A 14311-nucleotide genomic window follows, 5' to 3' on the forward strand; every position below is an offset into this window, starting at 1 on the left:
CATGAACAATCAGAAACGTAGGCAGATACTGGAGCGACTGCGGGACGACAACCCCCACCCCACCACCGAGCTCAACTTCAAGACGCCATTCGAGCTGCTGATCGCCGTGCTGCTGTCGGCCCAGGCCACCGATGTGAGCGTCAACAAGGCCACCGACAAGCTCTACCCGGTGGCCAACACCCCCCAGGCCATGCTGGAACTGGGGGTAGACGGGGTCAAGGAGTACATCAAAACCATTGGCCTGTTCAACACCAAGGCCGAGAACGTCATCAAGACCTGCGCCATCCTGCTGGAACGCCACGGCGGTGAAGTGCCGGAGAACCGCGAGGCCCTCGAAGCCCTGCCCGGGGTCGGCCGCAAGACCGCCAACGTGGTGCTCAACACCGCCTTCGGCTGGCCCACCATCGCCGTCGATACCCATATCTTCAGGGTTTCCAACCGCACCGGCTTTGCGGTGGGCAAGAACGTCGATCAAGTGGAAGAGAAGCTGCTCAAGGTGGTTCCCGCCGAGTTCAAGCTGGACGTGCACCACTGGCTGATCCTGCACGGGCGCTACACCTGTCTGGCTCGCAAACCGCGCTGCGGTTCCTGTATCATCGAGGACTTGTGCGAGTACAAGGAAAAGGTCTACCCGGAGAGCTGAACACGGCTGCCGGCTCGCAAGCGGCGCAGCCATGGTGCCGCTCCTGGCGAGCACGGGCTTGAGGCCAAGCGCCGGTATCCGCTCCCCTGGGCGGCACCAATACCACAAGAACCACTACCCGGAGAATTGAGCAATGAGAATCCTGCATACCATGTTGCGCGTCGGCGATCTGCAACGCTCCATCGACTTCTATACCCGAGTGCTGGGGATGAAACTGCTGCGCAAGAGCGAGAACAGCGAATACAAGTACACCCTGGCCTTCGTCGGCTACGGTGACGAGAAAGATGAAGCGGTGATCGAGCTCACCTACAACTGGGGTGTCAGCGAGTACGAACTGGGCTCAGCCTACGGTCACATCGCGCTGGAAGCAGACGACATCTATGCCACCTGCGAGGCGCTGCGCGCCGCCGGTGCCAAGATCACCCGCGAGCCGGGCCCGGTCAAGGGCGGCACCACCGTCATCGCCTTCGTGGAAGATCCGGACGGTTACAAGATTGAGCTGATCGCCAAGAAAGATGCCGGCAGCGGCCTCGGCGACAGCGTCTAAACCAACCTGATCCCCAGAAAAACCAAAAGAGCGCCAAGGCGCTCTTTTTTATGGATTCGTTTTCCTCAGATGGCGCCGTTGCGGCCCATGTTGATCACCACCCGCCGGTTCTTGGCACGACCATCTTCGGTTTCGTTGGAGGCGACGTGCTGCTTCTCGCCGTGCCCCTCCACCGAAATCTTGCCGGGTTCGATGCCCAGATCCACAAACACCTTCTTGATGGCATCGGCCCGTTTCTCGGAGAGCTTCTGGTTCGGCCAGCGGCCGCCATAGCTGTCGCTGTAGGCGTCGATCACCACCACGTCGATGCTCTTGTCCACCTTCACATACTCGCCGATCATCGCCAGCCGCCGCTTGGAGGCCAGTGACAGCTCGTCACTGTTCTTGTCATAGGTGAGCACGCTGAAGGCGATGTCGTTGAAACTGTAGGGCAGCAGGCCATTGAGGCAATCCACGAAGGCCTGATACTTGACCCGGAAGTTGACCGAGGAGAGCGAGACCCTCACCGGTCGATTCTGCCGATACCAGTCGCGGTACTGGAAGGTCGGCATGCGCCCCCCTTCCAGCTCGTCCAGCATGGTCCAGGCGGTCTGCCCCTCCACCAGCCCGTCAAACTGCTGGTAAAAGCGCAGCTGGCTCACTTCACGCCCGGCGATGCCGGGGCGCCAGACCGGCGGCATGATGCCCAGGCTGACCGTCTGGGTCTGGGCCTGCTGGCGCAGCCCCTTGAGTTCGAAATCCAGATTGATCTTGCGGCCGGCACGGCTGACGAATGCCCCCGTGCCCCAGTTGGGGATGGGGTGCTCGAGCCGGCACTCCACCTGGGTGTCGGAGGTCAAGCGCCAGACGGATTGATCCAGGCCGGCACCGAACTCGGTGACTCCCGCCTGTAACTGCATACTCACGGATATGCTGACCAACCCCAACATCCAAGCGTTCAACTGCCTGCCCTCCACACGATCTCAGGTTAGATATCGGCAGGGGCAGGACAAGCTTTAGGGCAAACCGATCAGTGGGTCGAGGCGGCGTCCATCAGTTTGAAGCGAGCGATGCGCCCCGCCAGCTCCCGCGCCAGCTGATCCAGCTCGGCGCTGTTTTGCTGCAGGGTTTCCGAGTGCTGGCGATGCGCCTCGTACACCTCGCGGATGGTCATCACGTTGTGCTGGATGTCGTCGGTGACATAGCGCTGCTCCTCGGTGGCAGTGGCCACCTGGGCGGTCATGTCGCTCACCTTGCGCACCTCGTTGACGATGTCGGTCAGCTCGCTGCCCGCCCGCTTGGCCTCGGTCACGCTCAGCCCCGCCTGCTCGGTCCCCAGGTGCATGGCGGTGACCGCCTGATTGGCCCCCTGCCGCAGCCGCACCAGCATCCGCTCTATGTCGTCGGCAGCCTGCTGGGTGCGCGACGCCAGCGCCCGCACCTCTTCCGCCACCACCGCAAAACCGCGGCCGGATTCGCCGGCACGGGCTGCCTCGATGGCGGCGTTGAGGGCCAGCAGGTTGGTGCGATCCGAGATCTGCTTGATGAGGTTGAGCGCCTCGCCCACCGATTCGGTGTCCTGATGCAGGCTGTCCACCAGCTGCTGGGTATCACTCAAGGTGCCCGCGACCTGCTGGATGGCATCGATGGTCTGATCCACCTCTTTGTCACCCTGCCGGGCCCGGCCGATGGCCTGCTGGGTCGCCAGCGAGGTCTGGGTCGCGTTGCGCGCGATCTCGGCCACCGTCGAGGCCATCTCGGTGGCGGCCGTCGCCACCAGATCCACCTGGCCAAACCCCTTGGCCACCCCGGCGTTGACTTCGGCAATGACGTTGGCCGAGGCGGCGGCGCTGCGGGCCAACACCTCGCAGGAGCGGCGCACCGCCAACATCAGCCCCTCCAGATGTTCGAGGAAGTGGTTCAGATCCCGCGACAATGCCCCCAGTTCGTCACCTGATCGCCAGTTGACCCGCACCGTCAGATCGTTCTCCTGCACCAGCCGCTTGAAGGTATGGTGCAGGGCCATGAAGCCCAGATGCAGATCCCGCACCACCCGCCAGCAGACAAAACTGGTGAGCAGCACGCACAACAGGACCCCGGTCGCGGCCCACCAGAAGTCGCTGGCACTCTTCGCCCGCATCTGATCCACCCGCTCGGACAGCTGCTGATAGAGGCGGTCTTCGCTCTCCTTGAGCAGGCTGATCTTGTCGGTGCTCAGGGCAAACCAGGCCTCGGCATCTACCCCGAAGCCGCCGCTGGCCGCCTTGTCCAGCGCCAGCTTCTCCATGGCGGCCACCTTGCTCACCACCGGCGAGGCCAGGCTGTCGGCCAGCAGCTGGCGCTGGGAGGGGCTCGCCACCGCCTGAAAACGCTCAAGATAGGTATTCTGGGCCGCCAACAGGGAGATGAACTGCTGCAACAGCGCCGGCGTGAAGCTGTCGCGGCCGAACACGTTGCTCAAGGTTGCCCGCTCCAGCCCCATTCTCTCCTTGCTCTGCAAGAAGGCGGCATAGGCATTGGTCTGCAGCGCTATGGTGGCATCCCGGCTATTGATGCTGATCTGATCCACCACCGCTAGCAACTGAGTGATCATCCGGGTATAGAAGCTGACCTGCTCCGCCACCTCGACCCCCAGCGCACTGACCCGCTCGCGCATGGCGGTGAGCCCGGCCAGCTCCTGCTGCACCTCTTTGAGCGCCAGCAGGGCGGGATCCTCACGAAAGCGCTGCAGCAGGGTATCGACCTGCTTGCGCTGCGCCGGCAGGGCATCGCGGAACTTGTTGCCACCGGCCCCCAGGAAGCCGGCCGACATGCCACGCTCCTTTTGCAGCTCGTGGGCCAACTGCGCAGCTTCCCGTACCACCGCCAGTGCGGCCTGAGCCTGACTCATCTCCTGCTCGACCCGATAACGCTCATAGACGTATCGGCCGGAGAAAAACAGCAAGGCCAGCAGTGGCAGGCAGACCACCAGCAACATCTTGTGCGCCAATCCCAGCTTCTTCATCGTTGCTCCCCATTCCATTGTTGAAGTGGTCAATTATAAGCCCGCGTGTCGATAATAGAATCGGCCACCGTACCGATGGCGGCCGATGAGGGACAAAGGCCGGCTTTTTTGCCATAATGCCGCCTCATTTCACGCCGACCGAGATACCATGACCGACGCTGTTCACACCCTCAAGGGCCGTTTTCGTGGCTTTTACCCCGTCGTCATCGATGTTGAAACCGCCGGGTTCAATGCCAGAACCGACGCCTTGCTGGAAATCGCCGCCTATACCCTCAAGATGGACGAGCAGGGCTGGCTCGTGCCCGACCAGATCTTCCATTTTCATGTCGAGCCGTTCGAAGGAGCCAATCTGGAAAAAGCGGCGCTGGAGTTCACCGGCATCGATCCCTTCAATCCGCTGCGCGGCGCCGTCAGCGAGAAAGAGGCGCTGACCGAGATCTTCAAGGGCATCCGCAAGGGGATGAAGGAGCAGGATTGCGGCCGCGCCATCATAGTGGCCCACAACGCCACCTTCGATCACGGCTTCGTCATGGCCGCCGCCGAGCGGGCCGGCCTCAAGCGCAATCCATTCCATCCGTTTGCCACCTTCGACACCGCCGCCCTCTCCGGCCTGGCGCTGGGCCAGACGGTGCTGGCCAAGGCGTGCCAGAGCGCGCGCATTCCGTTTGACAATAAAGAGGCGCACTCCGCCCTCTACGACACCGAGCGCACCACCGAGCTGTTCTGTCATATCGTCAACCGCTGGAAGAGCCTGGGTGGCTGGCCCCCGGCCCACCCGGACGAGGTGGCCGACGACGCCAGCGAGTAACGACGCCCCCTTCCCAAGAGGCTGCCACGGCAGCCTCTTTTCTTGCGCCATCTGGTTTGACCAGAATGTCGAAAAAAGGCCCATCCAGCACCGTTTTTTATCTCTCTCGACTCTTCACCTGGGTTGAACCGCCGGGAATGCTGTAGATAGGCCATTCACCTGATTTTTTACTCGACATTTGTCACATTTTTCGCAAACTAACTGCCTTTCACACGACAGACAGCAACACAAACTATAAGGAAAGCAAATGAATCCTGTTGTTATCGCGGTGGCGCTGATGCTGGTGCTCAGCCTGCTGCGGATCAATGTGGTGGTCTCTCTCGCCATCGGCGCCATCGTCGGCGGCCTGATCGGCGGTCTCTCCCTCGAGCAGACCCTCAGCACCTTCAGCGGTGGCCTGGGTGGCGGCGCCGAGATCGCCCTCTCCTACGCCATGCTGGGGGCCTTCGCAGTCGCCATCTCCCGCTCCGGCATCACGGATCTGCTGGCGCGCAAGGTGATCAGCCAACTCGGCAAGGATGCCAGCAGCTCGCGCATCCTCTGGGTCAAGGCCCTGCTGCTCAGCTCGGTGCTGGGGGTCTCCATCTCCTCCCAGAACCTGATCCCGGTCCATATCGCCTTCATTCCCATCCTGATCCCGCCGCTGTTGCACGTCATGGCCCAGATGCAGATCGACCGCCGTCAGGTGGCCTGCGTCATCACCTTTGGCCTGACCGCCACCTATATGCTGCTGCCGGTGGGCTTTGGCGGCATCTTCCTCAACAACATCCTGGCCAAGAACCTGATCGACAACGGCGTGCCGGTCGAACACAGCCAGCTGCCGCTGGCGATGGCCATTCCGGTGCTGGGCATGTTCGTCGGCCTGCTGATCGCCGTCTTCTTCAGCTACCGCAAGCCGCGCCAGTATGATCTGGAGAAGATCCTGGCCGCCGAGCCGGAGACGGTCGATCTCAACCTCAACCACATCTGGGTCGCCCTGCTGGCCATCGCCGTGGCGCTGGGGCTGCAGCTGATGACCAACAGCATCGTGCTGGGGGCGCTGGCCGGCTTCGTCATCTTTACCTGTGGCGGCGTCATCAAGTTCCGCGAGAGCCAGGATGCCTTCACCCAGGGGGTGCGCATGATGTCCCTCATCGGCTTCATCATGATCTCCGCCGCCGGCTTCGCTGCCGTGATGAAAGAGACCCACGGGGTGGAGAGCCTGGTCCAGGCCGTCTCCGGCATGATGGCCGGCCACAAGGGGCTGGCCGCCTTCCTGATGCTGCTGGTGGGTCTGCTCATCACCATGGGGATCGGCTCCTCCTTCTCCACCGTGCCCATCATCGCCACCATCTATGTGCCGCTGTGCCTGCACCTCGGCTTCTCCCCCCTGGCGACCATCTCTCTGGTGGGCACCGCCGGCGCCCTGGGGGATGCGGGCTCCCCCGCCTCCGACTCGACCCTGGGCCCCACCTCGGGCCTCAACGCCGACGGCCAGCATGACCATATCTGGGACAGCGTGGTGCCCACCTTCATCCACTACAACATCCCGCTCATCATCTTCGGCTGGATTGCCGCCATGGTGCTCTAATCCCCCCAAGATGCATCAACATAAAAGGCGACCCCAGGGTCGCCTTTTTGCTGCCTTCATCGCGATGGCATAGGTCCGCACAAACCAGCCCGGGCGCCCCTCTCAGCCTGCTCTTGCTGCTGCCCCCTTCCCTTTTATGCAGAGACGCGGTTCGCAGCCCCCCGCTAACCTGCGTTTACCCGTCTCTTCCCTGCCCCATCCCCACACTACCAGGGCGATGTCAGGCAACTCACCTGCGATATCCACGGTGTGCCATAAACTTACCCGTCCACATCCCCCCATGCGGCGCTGCGGCGTCGCCTGGGTGAACGACGGGCAACAAAAAGGCCGCTCGATGAGCGGCCTTTTTAGCTAGCAGTCAGGGTTTAGCTGTCGCGGCGCTTGCCACCGAATTTGCGACCCTTGTCGAAACCGCCTTCACGGCGATCCTTGTTGAAGGGACGGTCACCCTGCGGACGGCGATCCTTGTTGAAAGGACGGTCGCCACGGAACGGACGATCACCACGGGGCGGACGGGGAGCAGTGTTGCTGCCGGCCGGCACTTCGGTGTAGCGGCTGATCTGCAGCGGACGCTGGCAGACACGGGCCTTCTTGATCACTTCCAGCACTTCGGCGCTCATGCCCTTGGGCAGATCGACGGTGGAGAAGTCATCGGCGATGTCGATGTTGCCGATGAAACGGCTCTCGATGTTCGCTTCGTTGGCGATGGCACCCACGATCTGGCCCGGCTTGACGCCGTGATGGGCACCCACGTCGACGCGGTAGCGCTCCATCTCCACGTCCGGGTTGTCCTTGAGCGGACGCGGCTCCAGGGACGGCATGCGACGAGCCGGGCGATCGCCACGGTCAGCGAAATCACGGCCACCACGGTCGTTGAAGTCACGACGCTCGAAACCACCGCGATCGTTGCCGGCGTTGAACACCGGATCCGGAATGGAGTCATCCAGCAGCAGCGGTTGGTCGCCCTGTACCAGCTTGGCCAGTGCAGCAGCCAGCTCCAGCGGATCGGCAGAGTCTTCTTCGATCAGCTCGTTCACCAGGTTCACGTAGATCTCGAGCTCTTCGCCCATCATGGTTTCGCGGATGCGTTCCTTGAACTTGGCCAGACGGTGCTGGTTGATGTCCTCGGTGCTCGGCATCTTCATCGGCTCGATGGCCTGACGGGTTGCGTGCTCGATGGCGCGCAGCATGCGACGCTCGCGCGGTGCCACGAACAGGATGGCCTCACCCTTGCGACCGGCACGGCCGGTACGGCCGATACGGTGAACGTAGGATTCGGTGTCGTAGGGGATGTCGTAGTTCACCACGTGGGTGATGCGCTCAACGTCCAGACCACGGGCAACCACGTCGGTGGCGATCAGGATGTCCAGCTGGCCTTGGCGCAGCTTGTCGACGGTACGCTCACGCAGCTTCTGCGGGATGTCACCGTGCAGCGCTTCACAGGCGTGACCACGGGCGGCCAGCTTGCCAGCCAGTTCTTCGGCGGCGTTCTTGGTGCGTACGAATACCAGCAGGGCTTCGTAGGGCTCGACTTCCAGCAGACGGGTCATGGCGTCCAGCTTGTGCAGACCGGTCACCTGCCAGTAACGCTGGCGGATGGTGGTAGCGGTCGCAGTCTTGGAAGCGATCTTGATCTCTTTGGGCTGCTTCAGGTGCTTCTGGGCCACACGACGGATCTGCTCCGGCATGGTGGCGGAGAACAGGGCAACCTGACGACCGGCCGGGCACTGTTCCATGATCCAGTCCACGTCGTCGATGAAGCCCATGCGCAGCATCTCGTCCGCTTCGTCCAGCACCAGGGCTTTCAGGCCGGAGAGGTCCAGGTTCTTGCGACGGATCAGGTCCATCACGCGGCCCGGGGTACCCACGACAACCTGAGCACCGCGGCGCAGGGCGCGGGTCTGGGTTTCGTAGGAGGCGCCGCCATAGATGGGCAGCACGTGGAAATCAGGCATGTGGTGGGCATAGCGTTGGCACGCTTCAGCCACCTGCAGGGCCAGTTCACGAGTCGGTGCCAGCACCAGGATCTGGGTGTTGCGGTTACCAGCTTCCAGACGAGACAACAGAGGCAAGGCAAAAGCAGCGGTCTTCCCTGTACCGGTTTGCGCCTGCCCCAGCAGATCGTGGCCCGCCATCAGGTGGGGAATTGCTGCGGCCTGGATGGGGGACGGGCGCTCATAGCCCACGTCCTGCAGCGCTTTCAGTACAGGCGCGGCCAGTCCAAGCTCACTAAAAAGGGGCAGTTGTTCGGTATCAGACATAGATTCTTCCAGATTAAGGCAGGCGGCTAACACCGCGGAATAGCAAAAAGGCGGCGATTATAGCGCCACTTTGTTCTGCTGTCTTGAAAAATGTGATAAGCCTCTCAAGACGTTGGCAATTATAGAGGGATCTTGCGACTATGGCTTGCTTATTTTTCAGTCATGGTGCGTTATTGCAGATCACGCTTCGCCAGAGTCCTTGTCCCGCTTGTGTTTGAGCACCGCCATGGTCAACCGGCTGGTGCACAATAAACGACCACGTTCATCGCGAATCTCTATCTGCCACACCTGAGTCGTTGCCCCCAGATGCAGTGGCGTGCAGCGCCCCGTCACCACCCCTTCCCGCTTGGCCCTCAGGTGGTTGGCATTGACCTCCAGCCCCACGCAGTAACTGTCGGGCCCGACCGCCATGTTGGCCGCCAAGGAACCCAGCGTCTCCGCCAGCACCACGGAGGCGCCGCCGTGCAGCATGCCGAGCGGCTGATGGGTACGGTGATCCACCGGCATGGTGGCCTCCAGCCAGTCAGGACCAAAGGCGCTGTACATGATGTCGAGGTGGGCCATCAGGGTGTTGCGAGAGCTGGCGTTGAGCCCTTCAAGGCTCATGGGTTTGCGCCAGATAGGGCTGCTTTCTTGACTCATGGTGAGCGGACTCCTTGCGTGATCAACAGGTTATCGCTGCGCCGTAGCGGCAAACCAGCAGTGTCGGCGAAAAAGGACCAAAAAAAAAGATGCCCACGCCGGGGCATCTTGCATCGAGGTTGACTCTCACCAGGGATAGGTCACCCCTGGCCACTCGGCCCAGGTCTGGTCGCGCCCCGGCAGGCGCGGCTCAGGCCACTGCCATACCTTGCCAAGCCAGGCGCGCAATTCGGCCTCCAGTTCGGCATCAGTGAGCGGCGCCTCGGCCACCTTCCAGAAGAAGAGCTCCACCGCCACCTCCGGCAACACCGAGGGGTAGAGGTAAACCCCGCCCCAGAACTCGGGCTCCCGCGCCGGGCTCCAGAGGCCATAGGCAAAGGAGCGTTTGGCCAGAAACTCGGAGTGCTGCCACTCCAGATCGGCCTCGTGCTGGCTCAGGCTGAAATTGGCGGAGGGCCACACGTCGTCCGGGCGAAACAGCTGATGAAGCTGCTCGCGCTCGCGCAGCATGGCGACGAACTCCACCACCGCCTGGGTTGGATTGACCGGCAGCAGCAGGAAGTGCGGGTGCCGATAGGCTTGCGGCACCCGAAACCGCTTGGGGAGCGTCAGCATCAGAGCAGTTCCAGCAGGGCCTGCAGCGGGTGTTTGAGCTTCTCCCCCTCCATCCGCTTCACCTGGCTGCGGCACGAATATCCGGTGGCCAGACAACGGGCTTGCGGCAGGCGAGCCAGGGGCTCGGCCCAGCTCAGACCATAAATCCCCTTGGAGTTATCCACCTGTTTGGCATCGTGGCCATAGGTGCCGGCCATGCCGCAGCAGCCCACCGACACCGGTTGCAGGGTGGCACCGAAGCGGCGGAACAGGGCACTCCAGTCACCGTGGGTGGAGGGCTTGGCAGTCTTCTCGGTGCAGTGGGCGAACAGATACCAGGGCGCGGCGCCGGCGTCCGCCTCCCGCACCGGCAGCGCCTCGGCCGGCAAGGAGAGCAGCCACTCCTGGGGCAGCAGCACCTGGAAGTCACCGCGGGCGGGGCCGAGCGCCTTCACGTATTCGTCCCGATAGCAGAGCACCAGAGAGGGATCGACCCCCACCATGGGAATGCCGAGCGCCGCCACCTTGTTGAGGAACTGGGCGCTGCTGGCGGCAGTACGGGCGAAGGCGCGCAGGAAACCCTTCACGTGCTGGGGCTTGCCGTTGGGCTTGAACGGCAGCAGATAGGGCTGCAGGCCGAGCTTGCTGGCGAGTTTCACCAGATCACGCACCACGGGGGCGTCGTAGTAGCTGGTGAAAGGATCCTGCACGATGAGCACCACTTTTTGACGCTGCTCGGGGCTCATGGCCTCCAGGCCCGGCAGGTCGAAATAGCGGGCGCGATGGTCGCGCAGCTCCTCGGCCAGGGTCGGCACGCTCAATAGCGGCACGTCCACCATGCCGATGCTCTTCTCGGTCGCCTTCTGGGCCCACTCCTTCTCGAGGAAGAAGTTGACCAGTTTCGGCGCCTTGGCCAGCAGGGGGGCGTAGCTCTCCACCGTGCCGACGAAGTAATCCTTGGGGCCGCGCAGATAGCGGCTGTGATAGAGCTGCATGAAGCGGGCGCGGAAGGTGGGCACATCCACCTTGATGGGGCACTGGCTGGTGCAGGCTTTACACGCCAGGCACCCCTCCATCGCCTCCATCACCTCGTGGGAGAAGTCATACTCGCCACGGGCGCGGGCCACTGTGTTGCGAAACTTGTCGACAATCTGCTTGAAGCGCAGACCGCCGCTTTGCAGGGCCACCTCCTCACTCAGCGGATCGAAGCCCTGCTGTGCCAGTTGGCGCAGCCATTCGCGCATCAGGCCGGCCCGCCCCTTGGGGGAGTGGCGGCGATCGCGGCTGATCTTGACCGAGGGGCACATGGGGGAGTCGGTCTCGAAGGTGAAACAGAGACCATTGCCGTTGCAATCGAGCGCCCGGGTATAGCTGGTGCGCACCGCCAGCGGGATCTGGCGGTCAAACTTGCCGCGCTTGGGCCCGTCCACCGACACCAGCTCGGCGCCGCTGCCATAAGGCATGCAGATCTTGCCCGGGTTGATGCGGTTGGCGGGGTCGAACGCCCCCTTGACCCGTTGCAGCTCCTCCCACAGCTCGCCGAAGAAGGCGGGGCTGTATTCGGAGCGAAAACCCTTGCCGTGCTCGCCCCACATCAGGCCGCCGTATTTGGCGGTGAGTGCCACCACCTGATCGGAGATGCGCCGCAGCAACACCTCCTGCTCGGGGTCGCACAAGTCCAGCGCCGGGCGCACGTGCAGCACCCCGGCGTCGACGTGGCCGAACATGCCGTAGTCAAGGCCATGGCCATCCAGCAGGGCACGAAACTCCATGATGAAGTCCGCCAGCGACTCCGGCGGCACGGCGGTGTCTTCGGTGAAGGCCACCGGCTTCTTGCGCCCTTCGGCGTTGCCGAGCAGCCCCACCGACTTCTTGCGCATGGCGTAGATGGTCTCGATGCTGGCCAGGTGGTTGCACACCTGATAGCCGATGATCCCCGCCTCCCCCTTGGCCAGCAGGGCGTCGATGCGCCGACACAGCTCGGCCACCTTGGCCTTGTGCTCATTCTCGTCGGTATCGGCAAACTCGACGATGTTGAGCCCCTGCAGATCCTTGCCCGGCACCTCCTGAATGAACTCTTTGACCGAGTGCCAGATGATGTCGGCGCGGGCCAGTCCCAGCACCCGGGAGTCCACCGTCTCCACCGACAGCGCATGGGCCTCCACCATAAAGGGGGCATTGCGCAGGGCCGACGGGAAGCTGTCGTACTTGATGTTGACCAGGGTGCGGTAGCGCGGAATGGGGGTGATGTTGAGCCGGGCTTCGGTGATAAAGCCCAAGGAGCCTTCCGAGCCGCACAGCACCCGGCTGACATCCAGAGTGTCGGTATCGGGCTGATAGAGGTGCTTGAGATCGTAACCGGTCAGAAAGCGGTTGAGCTTGGGGAAGGTGGCTTCGATGTCGGCGCGCCGCTCACGGCCGATGCGATAGAGGGTGCGATAGATCTCCCCTTCACGGTTATCCAGCGCCAGCTTGTCCGCCAGACGCTGACCGGTCACCGGCTCGGTGGCCATGAGATCGCCGTTTTCCAGCACGGCCTTGAGGCCCAGCACATGATCCGAGGTCTTGCCGTACACCAGCGACCCCTGTCCCGAGGCGTCGGTGTTGACCATGCCGCCCAGAGTAGCGCGGTTGGAAGTGGAGAGATCCGGCGAGAAGAAGTAGCCGTGGGGCTTCAAATAGGCGTTGAGCTGATCTTTAACCACCCCGGCCTGGGCCCGCACCCAACCCTCTTCCAGATTAATTTCCATGATCTGGTTCATATGGCGCGAGAGATCGACGATAATGCCGCCGCCCAAGGATTGACCATTGGTGCCGGTACCGCCGCCGCGAGGGAAGAAACTCAAGGTTGCATACTCGGGCCCCTGGGCCAGCTTGAGCATCACCGCAATATCGTCCGCATTGCGCGGATAGAGAACCGCCTGAGGTACTACCTGATAGACGCTGTTATCCGTCGCCATCGCCAACCGGCTTGCATAAGACTTTTCGATATCACCACGAAATGCTGATCGCGCCAGCAACTCAAGAAACTGCAGGGTTGTAGGTGACAAACTGTCCTGGTAATCGAGTCTCGGGATCATGAATCCTTGTTCCCTTCCTTTGCTTGATGCCGGAACTCCGGCGACAACGACCGTTCGGGCCAGCCTCTTCGCGGGCCCCCGAACCAGTCCGCTCACATGTGAGCGGGCAGTATATCAGCTAGAAAACCGCTTGCGCGCGCAATCTTCACCATTTGAAAGGAGGACTTTTATGGCTCATTACAGCCATGTTATCAGTACGCTGATCCGCACCGAAAAACAGGCGCTGACCCTGTCGCTGTTTGGTTGCATCACCTTTGCCATTTTCGGGATCGGCTATGGCCTGTTCGTCGGTTCCAACGCCATCATGCTGGACGGCATCTTCACCCTGTTCAGCATGGGCATGACGGGGCTGGGGCTCATCACCGCCTACCTGGTTACCCGTCCCTCCGACGCCCGCTTTCAATACGGCTACGCCCACTTCGAGCCCATCGCCAACGTCATCAACGGCACCATCATTCTGCTGCTCTGTCTGGCGGCACTCTACAACGGCCTCACCACCCTGCTGGCGGGCGGACGGGAGATCGATCTCGGCCACGCCCTCATCTATGCCGTCGTCTCCACCTTCTTCTGCGGCATCATCTACCGGGTCGAGGCCGACGTGGCCGAGCGGGTCAACTCCGAGCTGGTGCGAGTCGACTCCAAGGAGTGGCTGGTCGACACCCTGCTCAGCACCACCCTGCTCATCGGCTTCGTGGTCGCCATCGGCCTCGATGCCATCGGCTACGGCCACTACAACCGCTACATAGACCCGGTGCTGGTCTCGCTGCTGGCCCTGTGCGCCACCCTCATCCCCATCAAGGTGCTCGGTCGCAACCTGCGGGAAGTGCTGAAGATCGCCCCCAAGGGGGATGTCTCCCGGCTGGTGGCCAGCGAAGTCGAGGCCCTGCGCCTGCGCCATGGCTTCGAGTGCTACAGCCATCTGGCGAAAAGCGGCCGCCGCTTCGATCTCGAACTCAACATTCTGGTGGCCCCCGGCCAGGAGTGGCCCGTCGAGCGCCAGGATGCCCTGCGCCAGGAACTCTGGTCCCGCCTCGGCGATACCCTGGGGGACGCCTGGCTGTCGGTCTGCTTCACCCGCGAGAAACGCTGGCTGTAAGCCGCACGGCGGGGCTTGCCTGGCAAGCTCCGCCCGCTCCTGTCGCCCCGCTGGGCGAGCGCGCCTCCCCCGGTGCTGCCCGCCCCC

At 62.8% G+C, this 14311-nt stretch carries 11 protein-coding genes; 5 read left to right on the forward strand and 6 right to left on the reverse strand.

What is annotated here, in order from left to right:
* The first annotated feature begins 1 nt into the window (after position 1).
* Together nth and gloA are read left to right on the forward strand one after the other, a co-directional pair.
* Entirely contained in the window at positions 2–643 is a 642-nt protein-coding gene (nth, locus tag OKB87_RS03050; protein ID WP_017408071.1) for an endonuclease III, read from the forward strand.
* Between the two features lie 133 nt (positions 644–776).
* Entirely contained in the window at positions 777–1190 is a 414-nt protein-coding gene (gloA, locus tag OKB87_RS03055; protein ID WP_016351107.1) for a lactoylglutathione lyase, read from the forward strand.
* A gap of 65 nt (positions 1191–1255) precedes the next feature.
* On the opposite strand, the gene OKB87_RS03060 is transcribed toward gloA, so the two are convergent.
* A complete protein-coding gene (locus tag OKB87_RS03060) occupies positions 1256–2131 on the reverse strand; it encodes a flagellar protein MotY (protein ID WP_024944879.1) in 876 nt (291 codons plus the stop codon).
* Between the two features lie 68 nt (positions 2132–2199).
* The gene (locus tag OKB87_RS03065) at positions 2200–4173 is read right to left on the reverse strand and encodes a methyl-accepting chemotaxis protein (RefSeq protein WP_219280159.1); all 1974 of its coding nucleotides are present in this window, start codon (positions 4171–4173) and stop codon (positions 2200–2202) included.
* A gap of 148 nt (positions 4174–4321) precedes the next feature.
* Here OKB87_RS03065 and rnt point away from each other — a divergent pair, with 148 nt between their 5' ends.
* On the forward strand, positions 4322–4981 hold the full coding sequence (rnt, locus tag OKB87_RS03070) for a ribonuclease T (RefSeq protein ID WP_029300258.1): 660 nt from the start codon (positions 4322–4324) through the stop codon (positions 4979–4981).
* A gap of 247 nt (positions 4982–5228) precedes the next feature.
* Positions 5229–6551, forward strand: a complete 1323-nt coding sequence (locus OKB87_RS03075; protein ID WP_024944876.1) for a Na+/H+ antiporter family protein — start codon at positions 5229–5231, stop codon at positions 6549–6551.
* 365 nt (positions 6552–6916) lie between these two features.
* On the opposite strand, the gene OKB87_RS03080 is transcribed toward OKB87_RS03075, so the two are convergent.
* From OKB87_RS03080 to ydiJ, 4 genes are all read right to left on the reverse strand, one after another.
* Complete coding sequence (locus OKB87_RS03080) at positions 6917–8812, reverse strand: DEAD/DEAH box helicase (RefSeq protein WP_016351112.1); 1896 nt, start codon at positions 8810–8812, stop codon at positions 6917–6919.
* Between the two features lie 180 nt (positions 8813–8992).
* Positions 8993–9454 carry a hotdog fold thioesterase gene (locus OKB87_RS03085; RefSeq protein WP_270826419.1) on the reverse strand — a complete coding sequence of 154 codons (462 nt, stop codon included), beginning with the start codon at positions 9452–9454 and terminating at the stop codon, positions 8993–8995.
* Positions 9455–9580: 126 nt separating this feature from the next.
* Entirely contained in the window at positions 9581–10069 is a 489-nt protein-coding gene (locus tag OKB87_RS03090; protein WP_041217621.1) for a hypothetical protein, read from the reverse strand.
* Positions 10069–13128: a D-2-hydroxyglutarate dehydrogenase YdiJ gene (ydiJ, locus tag OKB87_RS03095; protein ID WP_270826420.1), complete on the reverse strand. Its 3060-nt coding sequence runs from the start codon at positions 13126–13128 to the stop codon at positions 10069–10071. Before ydiJ ends, OKB87_RS03090 begins: the two co-directional genes overlap by 1 nt.
* 169 nt (positions 13129–13297) lie before the next feature.
* Between ydiJ and OKB87_RS03100 the strand changes: the two genes are divergently transcribed.
* Positions 13298–14224 carry a cation diffusion facilitator family transporter gene (locus OKB87_RS03100; protein ID WP_201355789.1) on the forward strand — a complete coding sequence of 309 codons (927 nt, stop codon included), beginning with the start codon at positions 13298–13300 and terminating at the stop codon, positions 14222–14224.
* Positions 14225–14311: the final 87 nt, after the last annotated feature.

The sequence above is a fragment of the Aeromonas sp. Y318-1 genome, assembly GCF_027706125.1.
Classification (GTDB): domain Bacteria; phylum Pseudomonadota; class Gammaproteobacteria; order Enterobacterales; family Aeromonadaceae; genus Aeromonas; species Aeromonas hydrophila.